This window comes from Saccharopolyspora endophytica (assembly GCF_018070075.1).
Classification (GTDB): Bacteria; Actinomycetota; Actinomycetes; order Mycobacteriales; family Pseudonocardiaceae; genus Saccharopolyspora; species Saccharopolyspora endophytica.
Genome location: NZ_JAGPXE010000015.1, coordinates 187,615 through 202,216 on the forward strand (window position 1 = coordinate 187,615; position 14,602 = coordinate 202,216).

Annotated in this window: 13 protein-coding genes and 1 pseudogene; 5 read left to right on the top strand and 9 right to left on the bottom strand. The window is 70.2% G+C overall.

All coding sequences use genetic code 11. The annotated features are described in order from the left end of the window. Positions 1 to 83 precede the first annotated feature (83 nt). The 6 genes and pseudogenes from KBO27_RS28635 to KBO27_RS28660 all read right to left on the bottom strand — a co-directional run bounded on the left by KBO27_RS28635 (position 84) and on the right by KBO27_RS28660 (position 6,029). Positions 84 to 1,174 (bottom strand): annotated as a pseudogene (locus KBO27_RS28635) (S-(hydroxymethyl)mycothiol dehydrogenase). A gap of 202 nt (positions 1,175 to 1,376) precedes the next feature. Beyond that, positions 1,377 to 2,471: a pyrroloquinoline quinone biosynthesis protein PqqE gene (gene pqqE / locus KBO27_RS28640; protein WP_246538238.1), complete on the bottom strand. Its 1,095-nt coding sequence runs from the start codon at positions 2,469 to 2,471 to the stop codon at positions 1,377 to 1,379. Continuing rightward, positions 2,468 to 2,734: a pyrroloquinoline quinone biosynthesis peptide chaperone PqqD gene (pqqD, locus tag KBO27_RS28645; RefSeq protein ID WP_210972962.1), complete on the bottom strand. Its 267-nt coding sequence runs from the start codon at positions 2,732 to 2,734 to the stop codon at positions 2,468 to 2,470. Before pqqD ends, pqqE begins: the two co-directional genes overlap by 4 nt. Further along, complete coding sequence (gene pqqC, locus KBO27_RS28650; RefSeq protein WP_210972963.1) at positions 2,734 to 3,429, bottom strand: pyrroloquinoline-quinone synthase PqqC; 696 nt, start codon at positions 3,427 to 3,429, stop codon at positions 2,734 to 2,736. The genes pqqD and pqqC overlap by 1 nt, the downstream gene beginning before the upstream one ends. Continuing rightward, entirely contained in the window at positions 3,426 to 4,319 is an 894-nt protein-coding gene (gene pqqB, locus KBO27_RS28655) for a pyrroloquinoline quinone biosynthesis protein PqqB (RefSeq protein ID WP_210972964.1), read from the bottom strand. Before pqqB ends, pqqC begins: the two co-directional genes overlap by 4 nt. 258 nt (positions 4,320 to 4,577) lie before the next feature. Then, positions 4,578 to 6,029: a DNA-binding protein gene (locus KBO27_RS28660; protein ID WP_246538239.1), complete on the bottom strand. Its 1,452-nt coding sequence runs from the start codon at positions 6,027 to 6,029 to the stop codon at positions 4,578 to 4,580. Between the two features lie 339 nt (positions 6,030 to 6,368). Here KBO27_RS28660 and KBO27_RS28665 point away from each other — a divergent pair, with 339 nt between their 5' ends. The 4 genes from KBO27_RS28665 to KBO27_RS28680 all read left to right on the top strand — a co-directional run bounded on the left by KBO27_RS28665 (position 6,369) and on the right by KBO27_RS28680 (position 10,232). After that, entirely contained in the window at positions 6,369 to 7,313 is a 945-nt protein-coding gene (locus KBO27_RS28665) for a phosphoribulokinase (RefSeq protein WP_210972965.1), read from the top strand. Between the two features lie 97 nt (positions 7,314 to 7,410). Continuing rightward, positions 7,411 to 8,322 (top strand): LysR family transcriptional regulator, encoded by a 912-nt coding sequence (locus KBO27_RS28670; RefSeq protein ID WP_210972966.1) that lies wholly within the window; start codon positions 7,411 to 7,413, stop codon positions 8,320 to 8,322. A 51-nt stretch (positions 8,323 to 8,373) separates the two neighbouring features. Further along, positions 8,374 to 9,039, top strand: coding sequence for a response regulator (locus KBO27_RS28675; RefSeq protein ID WP_210972967.1), 666 nt, complete (start codon positions 8,374 to 8,376; stop codon positions 9,037 to 9,039). Further along, the gene (locus tag KBO27_RS28680) at positions 9,036 to 10,232 is read left to right on the top strand and encodes a GAF domain-containing sensor histidine kinase (protein ID WP_307870676.1); all 1,197 of its coding nucleotides are present in this window, start codon (positions 9,036 to 9,038) and stop codon (positions 10,230 to 10,232) included. The genes KBO27_RS28675 and KBO27_RS28680 overlap by 4 nt, the downstream gene beginning before the upstream one ends. Positions 10,233 to 10,275: 43 nt before the next feature. On the opposite strand, the gene KBO27_RS28685 is transcribed toward KBO27_RS28680, so the two are convergent. The 3 genes from KBO27_RS28685 to KBO27_RS28690 are packed head-to-tail and all read right to left on the bottom strand — an operon-like array spanning position 10,276 to position 13,072. Continuing rightward, on the bottom strand, positions 10,276 to 11,202 hold the full coding sequence (locus KBO27_RS28685; protein WP_307870677.1) for an AAA family ATPase: 927 nt from the start codon (positions 11,200 to 11,202) through the stop codon (positions 10,276 to 10,278). Beyond that, positions 11,199 to 11,621 (bottom strand): ribulose bisphosphate carboxylase small subunit, encoded by a 423-nt coding sequence (locus tag KBO27_RS34010; protein ID WP_246538240.1) that lies wholly within the window; start codon positions 11,619 to 11,621, stop codon positions 11,199 to 11,201. The genes KBO27_RS28685 and KBO27_RS34010 overlap by 4 nt, the downstream gene beginning before the upstream one ends. Positions 11,622 to 11,632: 11 nt before the next feature. Then, a complete protein-coding gene (locus KBO27_RS28690) occupies positions 11,633 to 13,072 on the bottom strand; it encodes a form I ribulose bisphosphate carboxylase large subunit (RefSeq protein ID WP_210972969.1) in 1,440 nt (479 codons plus the stop codon). A 99-nt stretch (positions 13,073 to 13,171) separates the two neighbouring features. On the opposite strand from KBO27_RS28690, the gene KBO27_RS28695 reads away from it, so the two are divergent. Further along, positions 13,172 to 14,050, top strand: coding sequence for a LysR family transcriptional regulator (locus KBO27_RS28695; protein ID WP_210972970.1), 879 nt, complete (start codon positions 13,172 to 13,174; stop codon positions 14,048 to 14,050). The last annotated feature ends 552 nt before the right edge of the window (positions 14,051 to 14,602 follow it).

Genomic DNA, 14,602 nt, shown 5'->3' on the forward strand with positions numbered 1-14,602 from the left:
TCAGAACCCGCGGCGGTGCGAGCTGCTCAGGTGGTGCTCTCAGCTCGCGGCTACGCCGCTTGCACGCGGTTCAGGAGCCCGTTTCAGAAGACCACCACGGAGCGCAGGACTTCTCCTCGTTGCATCTTGGCGAAGGCGTCTTCGACCTCGTCGAGGGTGATCTCCTCGGTGACGAACTTGTCGAGGGGCAGGCGGCCCTGCTGGTGGAGGTTGGTGAGCATCGGGAAGTCACGGCTGGGCAGGCAGTCGCCGTACCAGGAGGACTTCACCGCGCCGCCCGGCCGAAGACGTCCAGCAGCGGCAGCTTGATCTCCATCTCCGGGGTCGGCACGCCCACCAGCACCGCCGTGCCCGCCAGATCGCGGGCGTAGAACGCCTGCTCGAAGGTCTCCGGCCGGCCGACGGCGTCGATGACGACATCCGCGCCGTTGCCCCCGGTGAGCGATCGGACGGCGGCCACGGTGTCGGTCTCGGCGGCGTTGACGGTGTGGGTGGCTCCGAACTCCTCGGCCCAGGCGAGCTTCTTCGGGTCCCGGTCGACGGCGATGACCTTCTCCGCGCCCGCCAGCGCCGCTCCGGCGATCGAGCCGTTGCCGACCCCGCCGCAGCCGATCACGGCCACCGAGTCACCGCGCGTCACGCCACCGGTGTTGATCGCCGCGCCGATCCCCGCCATGACACCGCATCCGAGCAGCGAGACCACGACCGGTCGCGCCGCCGGGTCGACGCGCGTGCACTGACCGGCGTGGACGAGCGTGCGCTCGCTGAACGCCCCGATCCCCAGCGCGGGCGACAGCTCAGTGCCGTCCTCCAGCCGCATCGGCTGGTCGGCGTTGTGGGTGTCGAAGCAGTACCAGGGCTTGCCGCGCGAGCAGGCGCGGCACTGGCCGCACACCGCGCGCCAGTTCAGCACCACGAAGTCGTTCTCGGACACGTCCGACACACCAGGGCCCACCGCCTCGACGACACCGGCGGCCTCGTGGCCGAGCAGGAACGGGAACTCGTCGTTGATGCCGCCTTCCCGGTAGTGCAGGTCGGTGTGGCAGACACCGCACGCCTGCACCCGCACCAGCACCTCGCCGGGTCCGGGTTCGGGCAGGTCGATCCGCACCACCTCGACCGGCTCGCCCTTCCCCCGTGCGATCACCGCGCGCGACTTGATCATCTGCTGCATCCTCTCGGCGAAAAAGGCGCCGGTGGCGGCGAAAGCGGTCGGGGACGCCTCGCGCCGCCACCGGCGTGGCCCGACCCGGCACGCCGGGTCGAGACCGGTCCGTGCCGACACCCTCGCGCGCCGGTTCCGGAGTGGACAACGAATCCGGTACCGGCGGCGGGTGATCAGGCACGAGCGGCGGGGTTTCGGTGACGAACCGCGGTCACTCCGCAGCCGCGCGCGGGCGGCGGTAGACCGGTTCGGGAGCGGCGCCGGGCGTCTCGTTGGCGCGGTCGACCGCGTCCTGCACGAGGTGGTGGTCCGGCGAGAACGTGCACACCGGGTCGGTGCGCGAGGCATCGCCGGTCAGCGCGAACGCCTGGCACCGGCAACCGCCGAAGTCGATCTCCTTGCGGGAGCAGCTGCGGCACGGGTCCGGCATCCAGTCGGTTCCCCGATATGCCTGGAACGCGGGCGATTTCGCCCAGATCCAGTCGAGCGGGTGCGTCAGCACCGACGGGAAGTCGAGGGTGTCGATGTCGGCGGCGACCGGGCACGGGTACGCCGACCCGTCCGGTGCCACGGTCAGCGCGGTGCGCGCCCAACCGCCCATGCACGGCTTCGGGTAGGGCTCGTAGTAGTCGGGCAGGATCCACAGCAGTTCCATCCGGCCGGCGAGCTCGGACTTGCGCCGCTGGTAGACCTCCTCCGCCGCGGCGAGCTGCTCGCGGTTGGGCAGCAGCACGTCCCGGTTGCGCAGCCCCCAGCCGTAGTACTGGGTGTTGGCCAGTTCGAGCCGTTCGGCTCCCCACGACTCGCAGACGTCGATGATGGCGTCGAGCCGGTCGAGGTTGAGCCGGTGCAGCACGACGTTCATGTTCAGCGGCAGCCCGGAGTCGACGATGATCCGCGCGGCCTCGCGCTTCTTGTCGAAGCGCTTGGTGGCGGCCACGAGTTCGCTCGCCTCGGCGGTGTCACCCTGGATGCTCAGCTGCACGCTGTTGAGCCCGGCCGCGACCAGCGACTTCGCCCGTTCCTCGGTGAACCCGAGACCGCTGGTGATCAGGTTGGTGTAGAGCTCGCAGCCGCGCGCTTCGGCGACCAGCTCGGCGAGGTCACCGCGCACCAGCGGCTCACCGCCGGAGAAGTGCACCTGCACCACCCCGAGGTCGGCGGCCTCGCGGATCACCCGCAGCCAGTCCTCGGTGCCGATCTCCTCGTCCCGCCGGCGCAGTTCCAGCGGGTTGGAGCAGTACAGGCAGTGCAGCGGGCACTGGTGGGTCACCTCGGCCAGCAGCCCGTAGGGCGCGGGGATCATCCGGACACCACCCAACCTTGGTCGTGCGCGTCGTCGAGGAACGTCAGCACTTCGTCGATGAGCCCGGTGGCGCCGAACTCCTCCTCCAGCCGGTCGACGAGCTCCCGCACGGTCCGGGTCCCGTCGCACAGCCGCAGGATCGCCGCGCCCGAGGCGTTGAGCCGCACCACGCGCTCGGGCAGCAGCAGCAGGTCGGCGTCGCGGACCTTGTCGCGCTTGAGCATCGCCTTGGGCACCAGGCGCGGTGTGCTCCCGGCGTCCATCACTCGGCCTTGCCGTAGGCGAGCTGCACCGCGTCGAGCAGGGTCCACAGCACGTCGCACTTGAACTCCAGGGCGCGCACGCAGGCCTCCTGCTGCTCCCGGGTGCGGGCGTTGTCGAGGACCAGGCCGAGCAGGTGGGCGATGTCGGCGGGCTGCTGGGTCAGCCGGGTCCGGAAGTACTCCAGGCCCCGCGAGTCCAGCCACGGGTAGTGCTTCTCCACGTCGACGATGCGGCGGCTGAGCAGGTCGGGCGCGAACAGCTCGGTCATCGCCGAGGCCACCGCCTCCAGCCACGGCTTGTGCCTGCAGAAGTCGACGTAGGCGTCCACGGCGAAGCGCACGCCCGGCAGCACGGTGCGGGTGTCGTGGAGCTCGTCGCGGGTCAGGCCGACGGCTTCGCCGAGCCGCACCCAGCGCTCGATGCCGCCCTCGACCTCGGCGGTGCCGTCGTGGTCGGTGATGCGCTTGATCCACTTCCGGCGTTCGGCGGCGTCGGGCAGCTTGGTGAGGATGAACGCGTCCTTCACCGGCAGGTTGATCTGGTAGTAGAAGCGGTTTCGCACCCAGCCGCGGAACTCCTCCTCGGTCAGGTCACCGGCGTGCATCCGCTGGTTGAACGGGTGCAGGTGGTGGTAACGCGCCTCGCCGACCGCGCGCAGCTCCGCCTCGAACTCCTCCGACGACCAGGGCCTCATAGTTCGACCTCCAGACCCGCACGTCCCACCTCGATGCCCAGCGCCGCGAGTTCCGCTCGCTCGGCTGATCCCTCGTCGAGGATGGGATTGGTGTTGTTGACGTGGACGTAGATCTTGCGACGGGCGGGCAGCGCGGCCAGGTGCCGCGCCGAACCGTCCGCACCGCTGACGGGCATGTGTCCCATGGACCTGCCGGGCCGATCACCCGTTCCGCTGCGGGACATCTCGTCGTCGGTCCAGAACGTGCCGTCGACGAACACGCAATCGGCGTCGGCGACCTGCTCGGCGAAGTGCTCGTCCCAGCTTGGCACGCTCGGGGCGTAGACGGCGGTTCCACCGCTCACCTGGTCGTGCAGCACGTAGCCGATCTCCCAGTCGCCGGGACCGGCGTGGTGCCCGACGTAGCGCGGCGGTTTGCTCCCGGTGGCGAAAGCGGTCACCTGGAGCCGTTCGTCGAGATCGACGGGCTTGCCGATCTCCACCTCCCGCCACCGCACGTCGGCGTAGTCGGAGACCAGGTCCCGCACCGGGAAGTGGTCGGTGAGCGCGGCCAGCACGGGCGCCGTGCCGAAGACCTCCAGCGACGAGCCCTCCCGGAGCACCAGGAGCCCGATCGTGTGATCGAACTCGGCGTCGGTGAGCAGCACTCCCGCCACCGGTGTCTCCCGCGCCCCGGGACCGGGGTGCAGGCTGGGGTCGGAGTTGATCTGGTGGTGCACGTCGGGTGTCGCGTTGAGCAGGAACCAGCGGTCACCGGTGCCGGAGACCGCGAGGCCCGCGTGCGCCGAAGCGCGCTCCGGCGCGGTGCGGACCTCGCGGCATCCGGGGCACGCGCAGTTCCACTGCGGGTACCCGCCACCTGCCGCGACGCCCAGGCAGTGGACGAGCACGGCCGTCAGCGCTGGTGGTAGTAGCCGGTGACTTCGGCGCAGACGTCGATCACCGTGTACTCAGGGGTCTCCCAGGTCATGATTTTCCTCCTCGGTTCCGCGTTCCAGCAGTTCACAGCCTCAGCGATCGGTCGCTGCGGTGACAACCGATCGCCGACCGGCGGCGCGGAACTCCCAACGAACGGCATCGCCGCGACGACGAGCGGTGCACCTCGAGCTTGCGCCCGATCCCGCCGTCCGGCAGCGCGGTTGCGCGGGTCAGACCCCCAGCAGACGACGGATTTCCGGGGCGTGGCGCCGGGAGACCGGAACGAGCTCGGGCACGCGGGGGTCGGTGACGAGGAACAGCTCGCCCTTGGTGCCGCGTTCGACCTCGGCGACCCGGCGGAGGTTGACCAGGAAGCGGCGGTGCACGCGGCGGAAGCCGTGGCGGCTCAGCGCCTGGTCGACGTGGTCCAGACCCCTGGTGGCGGCCAGGATCCGGCCGCGGTCGGTGCTGAGCCACACGGTGTTGCGGTCCGCTTCGGCGTAGCGGACCTCCGAGGGCGCGAGCAGCACCAGGCGGTCGTTGCGTACCCCGATGACCCGGGGCGGCATGGGCACGGCCGCGCCCTCGCCCGCACGGCCGTAGGGCTCGCCTTCCTGCAGCCCGAAAGCGCAGAGCATCCCGACCACGCGGTCGGCCTCGGTGATCGGCCGCAGCGTCGCAGGAACCGCTCCGTCGCCGGCGACACCCAGCTGGGCGTATCCGCTCCACTGTGGATTCTGCGCGGCTCGTCCCGCCGCCCAGCGCACCACATCGGACAGTTCGGCGATGTCCGGCCTGGACCGCTCGGCGGGTTCGACCGCGCCGCGCGAGGCCGGGGCGTCGGCGGGCAGGCGGAGCATGGACAGGGCGGCGTCGTTGGCCACGACGACCTGGCCACCTCGGTCGAGGGCGACCAGCGGGCCGCTGTGGTCGGTGCGCTCCTGCTTGAACGCCGCGCACACCCGCTTGGCCTCGCCGACGGCCCTGCGGTGGATCTCCTGCTCGATGCAGGACGCGGCCTTCTGCAGCCATCCCGGGACCTCCGGGGAAAGCGTTGCGCCCCAGCGGGAGATGTTGATCGAGGCGATGGCCGAGCCGGTCACCACGTCGCGGATGGCGATGCCCGCGCACGCCCACTGGTGGAAGCCCTCGCACCAGTGCTCGGCGCCGGTGACCGTGACCGGGCCGGTGACCTCGAAGGACGTTCCCATCCCGTTGGTGCCGGTGCACTGCTCCGACCACGACGACCAGGGCGCCATGTTGGACAGCTCGGCGCGGCGGCGGGCCGACGGGTCGCCCCAGGTGCCGAGGATGCGCCCGGAGCCGTCGGTGACCGCGACGACCCCGCCGTCGAGTTCGACGTCCCGCCCGGCCAGGGCCCCGAGCCCGCCGAGCTGGGTGAAGATGACGTCGTTGTCCGGCCCCTGATCGTGGTATCCGGGAGCCGGCGGAGCGACGTCGAGCGCGGGGTCCACTTCGTACTGATCGCGGCAGCGGTACCAGGAGGCGAGGATGTCGGGCCGCACGTCGGAGGTGATGTCCCCGCCGGTCGCGAACGCCTCCCACGCCCTGGTGACCTTCGACGCGGTGGCCAGCGAATCCCCGCCAGTGCTCGACGCGATTCCCAACGGCGGGACCAAGCCGGCCATCACGACCTCCTCGTCGCACATCGCATCCGTCATCGACCCACCGGACCGTGACCCCGATCACGCTAATGGGGGTTAACGTTCAGGGGCAAGCACGGCCATCCACTTGCAGCAGTCACCGCGCGTGCGGTTGATCTAGCCGCCCGCCGCGGAAAACCACCGATCGGGCGTTCCCCGAACGCCGAATCCTCCCTCCGTACATCAACTTTCACGATTCCGCGCTGCCCCTCCCCCGCACCCCCCGCCGGGGGGAGGCCGGGAACCGGCCCGCTCCGTAACGTCGAGGACTCGCCGCCGAGCAGCGGACCGCTTGCCGAGGGCAGGCCGCTCGAACCCCAGCGCGCCGGAGGACAGCGCCGACGGAGGGAGTTTTTCGTGCCCGACAAGCAACTGCGCATCCACCGCGCCCGAGCCGAGCGACCGAACCCGCGCCCCACGATGCTGGGCATCGCGGGCGACAGCGCCGCGGGCAAGACCACCCTCACCCGCGGTCTCGTCGAGGCCCTCGGAACCGAGCGCAGCACCTCGATGTGCGTCGACGACTACCACCGCTTCGACCGCCGGGAGCGCAGGGACCTGCCCTTCACGCCGCTGCACCCGGACTGCAACTACGTGGAGATCATGGAGCAGCACCTGCGGCTGCTGGCCACCGGCAGTCCCATCCTCAAGCCCGTCTACGACCACTCCGGTGGCGAGCTGACCCGGCCGGTGCTGGTCGAACCGCACGAGTTCGTGCTGGTGGAGGGCCTGCTGCCGCTGCACACGAAGCTGTCCCGCGCCTGCTTCGACGTCACCGTCTACCTCGGTCCGCCCGAGGACGTGCGAGCCGCGTGGAAGATCCAGCGCGACACCGCCAAGCGCGGCTACCGCGCCGAGCAGGTCAAGGCCGAGCTGGGCCGCCGGGAACCCGAGTCCGCGCGGTTCATCCGGCCGCAGCGCGATCTGGCCGACATCGTCGTCTCGTTCGCCCCGATCGACGGCCGCGACGACCCGCCCGGCACCCCGCTGTCGGCGACGATCCTGATGCGCCCGACGATCCGGCACCCCAACTTCACCGAGATCCTGGCCAAAGCGCCCACCAAGGCGATGCACCTGGCGCTCAAGCGCGACACCGACGGACGCCCGGTCGACGCCCTGCACATCCACGGCCACGCCCCGCCGGAGGAGAGCACGATGGTCGCCAAGGCGATCTGGGAAGGCCTCGACGTGCCCGACCCGATGCCGGACTGCCTCGGCAGGCTCGACGACGGCAGGCGCAACGAACCGCTGCGGCTCGCCCAGCTGATCCTGCTGCACCACCTCATCCGCGACGGCGACTGAGGTTCTGCTCCTCGACCCGTGTCCGCTCACGGCTGCGCCGCGGCGACACCTCCGCAGGCCCCACCGCTGCCGTGGCCGGAGGATTAGCATCGCGCGCATGCTCCTGCGGCAACTGGAATACCTGACGACCCTGGCGCGCGAGAAGCACTTCGCCCGCGCCGCAGAGGCGTGCTACATCTCGCAACCGGCGATGTCGGCGGCGATCCGCAAGCTCGAAGCCGAACTGCACGTCCAGATCATCCAGCGGGGGAACCGGTTCATCGGCTTCACCCCGGAGGGCGAGCGGATCCTGAAGTGGGCCTACCGCATCCTCGCCGAGCGGGACGCGCTGATCGAGGACGTCGGGGCGATGCGGGAAGGGCTCAGCGGGCGGCTGCGGATCGGGTGCATCCCGACGGCGCTGTGCGTGGTGCCGATCCTGACGTCGCTGCTGTGCCAGGACCAGCCCCGGGTGCGGGTGCAGGTGAGCTCGATGACCTCGATCGAGATCCAGCGGGGGCTGTCGCAGTACGGGCTCGACGTCGGCGTGACCTACATCGACAACGAGCCGCTGACCGGAGTGCGCACCGTTCCGCTCTACAGCGAGCGCTACCTGCTCCTGGCCGCCGAGGACGACCTCGACGACGGGGAGTCGGCGACCTGGGCGGAGGCCGCCGAGCACCCGCTGTGCCTGCTGTCGGAGGACATGCAGAACCGGCGCATCCTCAACTCGGTGTTCGAACAGGCCCAGGCGAAGCCGCAACCGGCGGTGGAGACGAACTCCATCAGCGCGCTCTACGCGCACGTGCGCGAGGGGCCGTGGGCCACCGTGCTGCCCCATTCGTGGCTGCTGCGGTTCGGGGTGCCGGAGGGCATGCGCGCGGTCCCGCTGGCGGAGCCGCAGATCAGCAAGACGATCGGGCTGGTCCTGCACGACCGCGACCCGGAGCCCATCCTCGCCAGGGCGTTCGTCGACACCGCCCGGAGGGTGGACCTGGACGAACTCCTCGACGCCACCACCCCCGGCTGAGCAGCACCGCGTCAGCTACCGGAGATGCCCTTGCCTGCGTACCCTTTTCCGATGGGCCTGGTCGAGGAGCCGTTGCGGCTGGTGGTCGTCGACGACCACCAGATGGTGCTCGACGGCCTCAAGGCGATGCTGGAGCCGCACTCCGAACGGGTGCGGATCGTCGGCGAGGCGGGCACTCCGGCGCAGGCCGTCACCGAAATCCTGCGGCACGAACCGGATGCGGTGCTGCTCGACATCCGGCTGCGCGGATCCAGCGGTCTGGACCTGTGCGGGGAGATCCTGGGCCATCGGCCGGACTGCAAGGTGGTCTTCCTGACCGTCTACGACGACGAGCAGTACCTCTACCAGGCGTTGCAGTTGGGCGCGTCGGGCTTCTTGCTCAAGCGGGTGCGCGGTTCGGAGCTCGTGGAGTACCTGACGCGCATCCACGAGGGCGAGGTCCTCATCGACCCGGCGCTGGCCAGCAGGGTGGCGAAGTCGGCGGCGCGGATCCGCAACGGCGAGTTCTGGCCCGGCGCGCACCTGGGCATCACCCAGCGCGAGAGCGACGTGCTGTCGCTGCTGGTGGCGGGCATGTCGAACCGGGCGATCGCGACGAAGCTGTTCATCTCCGAGGAGACCGTCAAGACCCACCTGCGCGGGCTGTACCGCAAGCTGGAGGTCGGCGACCGGGCCGGTGCCATCGCGGTCGCGCTGCGCGAAGGGGTGTACCGGTGAAGCGCAGCTCGCTGGGGATGGCCGACGCCGAGCAGGAGGCCCACCTGCTCATGCGCATCATCGAGACCATCTCCTCGCGGCTGGACCTGGACGAGATCGTGCAGAACGTCGCGGCGATCATCACCGAGATGACCGCGACCGACGTGTGCTTCGTGCACCTGCTCGACGACGACCGGCAGCGGCTCCGGCTCTGCGGCGCGACCCCGCCGTTCGACCGGCTCGCGGGACGGGTGGAGCTGGCGGTCGGCGAGGGCATGGCCGGCTGGGTCGCCGCGCACGGCGAGCCCGCGGTGATCGTGGAGGACAAGCGCGCCGACCCGCGCTACAAGTACATCCCGGAGCTGCACGGCGAGGAGTTCACCTCGATGGTGTCGGTGCCGATCCTGACGCGGCTGGGCCACCTGGTGGGCGTGCTCAACCTGCACAGCAAGCGGCGCCGCGAGTTCGGCGACGACGTCGAGCTGCTGCGCTCGCTGGCCGGTCTGGTCGCGGGCGCCATCGAGAACGCCCGCCTCTACCGACGGCTGGCCGACCGCGAGGAGGCGCTGGAGCGCTTCACCGAGCGGATGGTGCAGCTGCAGGAGTCGGAGAGCAGGCGGCTCGCGGGCGAGATCCACGACGGCATCAGCCAGCGCATCGTGAGCATGTTCTTCCACCTCTCGGCGGCCCGCGACCTGGTCGGCGACGACGCCGCCCGGGCCGAGCAGCAGATCGCCACCGCGCAGGAGCTGGCCGGGGCGGCGCTGGACGAGACCCGCTACGCGATCGCGGGCCTGCGCCCACCGGTGCTCGACGACCTGGGCCTGACGGCGAGCCTGCAGAGCCTGGCGCGCGGGATCGCCGACCTGCACGTCCACGTCGACGCCGGGATCTGCGACGTCCCGGAGTTCCTGGAGAGCGCGCTCTACCGCAGCGCCCAGGAGGCGTTGCAGAACGTCCAGAAGCACGCGCAGGCCGGGACCGCGGTGATCCGGCTGAGCACGACGCCCGCCGGGGTGGTGCTGCAGGTCAGCGACGACGGAGTGGGGTTCGACCCGGCGGCGCTGCGCGCGACTTCCGGCCCGACCGGCCACGGCCTGCCCGGCCTGCGTGAACGCGCGCGCCTGCTCGGCGGCACGCTCGACGTGCGCAGCGCCCCGGGCTCCGGCACGACCCTCACGCTGACCGTCCCACCCCACCAGGAATCGGCCTAGGTGCCACCCGCACCGCTGAGCAAAGCAAGTCCCCGAACAGCTCCTAGGGCTTGAAGTCCACCGGTTCCAGGCGGATGAGGTCGTCCAGGCCGCAGTCGTCCTGGGTGTCCACGATGCGGCTCGCGTGCCGCAACCTGGCTCGTTCCAACATGTTCCGGACCGTGCGGGCGTTGGCGAAGCGGGGTTGGGCCCGCTGCTCGTCGAGCAGCTCCCGCATGACCTCGACCGCTTCACCGCCCAGCCGGTAACCGTCCTGTTCGGACATCAGCTCGGCGATGGAGCGCAGCTCGTCGAGGTCGTAGTCGCCGAACTCGACGTGGTGGGCCACCCGGGAGCTCATGCCCGGGTTCGAGCGGAAGAACTCCGCCATCCGATCGCCGTAGCCGGCGAGGATCACCACGACGTCCTCGCGCTGGTTCTCCATGACCTGCAACAGGATCTCGATGGACTCCTGGCCGTAGTCGCGTTCGTTCTCGGCGCGGTAGAGGTAGTACGCCTCGTCGATGAACAGCACGCCGCCCATCGCCCGCTTGAGCACCTCCTTGGTCTTCGGCGCCGTGTGCCCGACGTACTGGCCGACGAGGTCGTCGCGGGTGACGGCGACCAGGTGTCCGCGTTCGAGGTAGCCGATGCGGTGCAGCAGCCCGGCCATCCGCATCGCCACGGTCGTCTTGCCGGTGCCCGGGTTGCCGGTGAAGCACATGTGCAGGTTCGGGCGCGTCGAGCTCACCCCGAACCGCTGCCGCACGCGATCGACCAGCAGCAGCGACGCCACCTCGCGGATGCGGTCCTTGACCTCGTGCAGCCCGACCAGCTCCGCGTCGAGCGAGGCCATCAGCTCGTCGATGCCCGCCGCGTCCCGCTCCGCCGCGAGATCCACGCGTTCGGTTCTCGCGAGAGCGGTTTCGGCTTCCTCCGTTGCTCTTTCGCCGGGTCGCATGCCGAAACCCGGCCGCGTCACCGTGCTCACGACGGGTACCGCTCGCCCTTCGGGCGGTCCAGCGCGTAGGCGTGGGTGCTGTAGCGCAGCCGCCGGTCCGCCGCCTCCTGCCGGTCGAGCCGGAACCCCGGCTCGTCGGAGGGGCGGTTGACCAGGAACGTCAGCGCCGTGGTCTGCCTGCCCAGCGAGGCGTCGTAGGCGTTGACCCGGATGTAGTGCTGCGGGTACGCCCTGCGGCACTCGTTGACCTCGTAGAGCACGCCGGCCGCGTCGACCAGGTCGAACATCGGCAGTCCCCACATGTCCCAGTAGTTGTTGCGGGGGTGCGGGTCGTCGGTGAACTCCACCGACAGCGGCCATCCGTTGTCCAGCGCGTACTGCGCCTGCGCCCGGATCTCGTCGTCGGTGAGCTCCGGGAGGTAGGAGAAGGTTCCCTGGGTGATGCGCATGTCCGGTCTCCTCACACCAGCGTCGGGGTGTCGATGACGTCCGGGGTGTCGGTGGAGTCGTAGTCGAAGCTCACGTCACCCCACAGGGCCAGCGCCGTGTCGAGCTCGCGGCTGTGCCGCGCCGCCTTGCGCAGGATGTCCGGCCCCTCGGCGAGGAAGTCCCGGCCCTCGTTGCGCGCCTTGATCATCGCCTCCAGCGCGACCCGGTTGGCGGTGGCGCCCGCGGCGATGCCCATCGGGTGCCCGATCGTGCCGCCGCCGAACTGCAGGACCACGTCCTCGCCCAGGTGATCCAGCAGCTGGTGCATCTGACCCGCGTGGATGCCACCGGAGGCGACGGGCATGACTCCCGGCATCGACGCCCAGTCCTGCTCGAAGTACAGGCCCTTGGCCGGGTCCGGGTCCGCCTTGTTGACCCGCAGCACGTCGTAGAACCCGGCCACCGAGTTCGGATCCCCTTCGAGCTTGCCGACCACCGTTCCGGCGTGGACGTGGTCGACGCCGGCCAGCCGCATCCACTTGGCGATGACCCGGAAGCTCACGCCGTGGTTCTTCTGCCGCGTGTAGGTGGAGTGCCCGGCGCGGTGCAGGTGCAGCAGGACGCCGTTGGCCCGCGCCCACTTGGCCATCGACTGGATCGCGGTGTAGCCGACCGTCAGGTCGATCATCACCACGACGCTGCCGAGCTCCTTGGCGAACTCCGCCCGCTCGTACATGTCCTCCATCGTCGCGGCCGTGACGTTGAGGTAGTGGCCCTTGATCTCACCGGTTTCGGCCTGGGCGCGGTTGACGCCCTCCATGCAGAACAGGAACCGGTCCCGCCAGCGCATGAACGGCTGGGAGTTGATGTTCTCGTCGTCCTTGGTGAAGTCGAGACCACCCCGCAACGCCTCGAACACCACCCGCCCGTAGTTGCGCGCGGACAACCCCAGCTTGGGCTTCACGGTCGCGCCCAGCAGCGGGCGCCCGTACTTGTTCAGGTACTCGCGCTCCATCACGATGCCGTGCGCGGGCCCCTGGAAGGTCTTGGTGTAGTGCGGCGGGATCCGCATGTCCTCCAGCCGCAACGCTTTGAGCGCCTTGAACCCGAAGACGTTGCCGATGATCGACGACGTCAGGTTCGCGATCGAGCCCTCCTCGAACAGGTCGAGGTCGTAGGCGATGTAGGCGATGTGCTGGCCGGGCTGACCCGGAACCGGATCGACCCGGTAGCACTTGCCCTGGTAGTGCTCGTAGGTCGTGAGCCGGTCGGTCCACACCACGGTCCAGGTCGCCGTCGACGACTCCCCCGCCACCGCGGCACCGGCCTCCTCCGGCGGCACCCCGTCCTGCGGGGTCACCCGGAACGCGGCGAGCACGTCGCTGGGCTTGGGCTCGTAGTCGGGCTGCCAGTACCCCATCTCGGCGTAGGGGATGACCCCTGCGCCCCAACGCTCGTTCTCGGCTGCCATGCGTCCTCCCCGGGATGAGTGGATGCGTTTGACGATGGCCGCCGATTGAGCAACTGTCTATCAAGGATCCCGTCGCGATTCTCAAGTGAATGGTTGATGATGACGCTCACGCAGCTGCGCACGTTCCTGGCCGTGGCCGACACCGGCTCGGTGCACGCCGCCGCGCGCCAGATGTTCGTGACCCAGTCGGCGGTGTCGGCCGCGCTGAACGCGCTGCAGAAGTCCCTCGGCCTGCAGCTGCTGGAACGCGACGGGCGGGGCCTGCGGCTGACCCGCGCGGGCGAGGTCTACGCCGACCACGCCCGCACCGCCCTGGGCCTCCTCGACCAGGCCCGCACCGCCGCCGCCGCGGAAACGGACCCGGAACGCGGCGAACTCCGCATCGCGGCCCTGACCACCGCCGGCGAGCAGATCCTGCCCGGCGTGCTGGCGAGCTTCCGCGAGCAGCACCCGCACGTCGGAGTCCGCCTGGAGGTCGGCAACCGGGAGCACGTCCGCAGACTCCTGGAACGCCACCAGGTCGACCTGGTCCTGGGCGGACGTCCCGAACCCGGCCGCGAGGTCGAGGTCCTCGCCACTCGCCCCCACGAGCTCATCGTCGTCGCCAACACCCCCGGCCCGGGGACGCCCGCCTGGCTGTCGGCTCAGACGTGGCTGCTGCGCGAACCCGGTTCCGGCACCAGGGCGATCACGGAATCCTTCCTCGCCCAGCTCGAACTGGACCCACCGCCGCGCACCCTCACCCTCGGCTCCAACACCGCGGTCATCGAATCAGCCGTCTCCGGCCTGGGAGTCACCCTCGTCTCCAAGGACGCGGTGACCCGCCACCTCACCGAAGGCCACCTCACCGAGATCCCCACCCCGGCCACACCCCTGCCGCGCGACTGGCACCTGACGACCAACCCAGGTCCCCAACCCCCCACAACAGCCCTCTTCACCCACCACCTGACAACAACAGCCCACTTCACAACCCCCTGACCCCAAGAGAATCCCCAGAAACACCCCACCCCAAAAACCCCCGAACTCCACCCCCAGCCCCCCACAGACCACCCCGCTTGTGGCCACCCACCACCCCAGCCGAGGCGCTTACTCCGCTCCCCGGGTCCGAGGTCCGGATTTCAGTGGAAATCCCCAACCCGATTTCAGTGGAAACCCGGCCCCAGGTTCCCCACGAACCCCCGGTACCGGATTTCCACTGAAATCGGGACCCTGGGCGACCACCACGACTCCGGGCGGTCCCACGACCCCGAATACCGCCGTAATCAGGCACCGGATTACGGCCGTAATCAGGGACACGATTACTGCCGTAATCCGGTGCTCTGGACGGGACCAGCGGTTCATCGGTCGACGGTCCCCGCCGGAGCCATCACTCAGCGGGGCGTTCCGAGTTCCACTGAAATCGGGGGGACTGTCGGGGTAACGGTGTTTCCAGCCTGACGCGCCGGGCGTGGGTCCGGCGGGATGGGCACTGTGAGTGATGAGCTCTGACGCTGTGAGCGCAGACCGGAAGAAGATCGGCAAGTCGGATCG

Bases quoted from the DNA above. Each gene is read 5' to 3' on its own strand.
- pqqE (WP_246538238.1), bottom strand. From the start codon at position 2,471: ATGATCCCCGCGCCCTACGGGCTGCTGGCCGAGGTGACCCACCAGTGC.
- pqqD (WP_210972962.1), bottom strand. From the start codon at position 2,734: ATGGACGCCGGGAGCACACCGCGCCTGGTGCCCAAGGCGATGCTCAAG.
- pqqC (WP_210972963.1), bottom strand. From the start codon at position 3,429: ATGAGGCCCTGGTCGTCGGAGGAGTTCGAGGCGGAGCTGCGCGCGGTC.
- KBO27_RS28660 (WP_246538239.1), bottom strand. From the start codon at position 6,029: ATGACGGATGCGATGTGCGACGAGGAGGTCGTGATGGCCGGCTTGGTC.
- KBO27_RS28670 (WP_210972966.1), top strand. From the start codon at position 7,411: ATGCTCCTGCGGCAACTGGAATACCTGACGACCCTGGCGCGCGAGAAG.
- KBO27_RS28675 (WP_210972967.1), top strand. From the start codon at position 8,374: ATGGGCCTGGTCGAGGAGCCGTTGCGGCTGGTGGTCGTCGACGACCAC.
- KBO27_RS34010 (WP_246538240.1), bottom strand. From the start codon at position 11,621: ATGCGCATCACCCAGGGAACCTTCTCCTACCTCCCGGAGCTCACCGAC.
- KBO27_RS28690 (WP_210972969.1), bottom strand. From the start codon at position 13,072: ATGGCAGCCGAGAACGAGCGTTGGGGCGCAGGGGTCATCCCCTACGCC.
- KBO27_RS28695 (WP_210972970.1), top strand. From the start codon at position 13,172: ATGACGCTCACGCAGCTGCGCACGTTCCTGGCCGTGGCCGACACCGGC.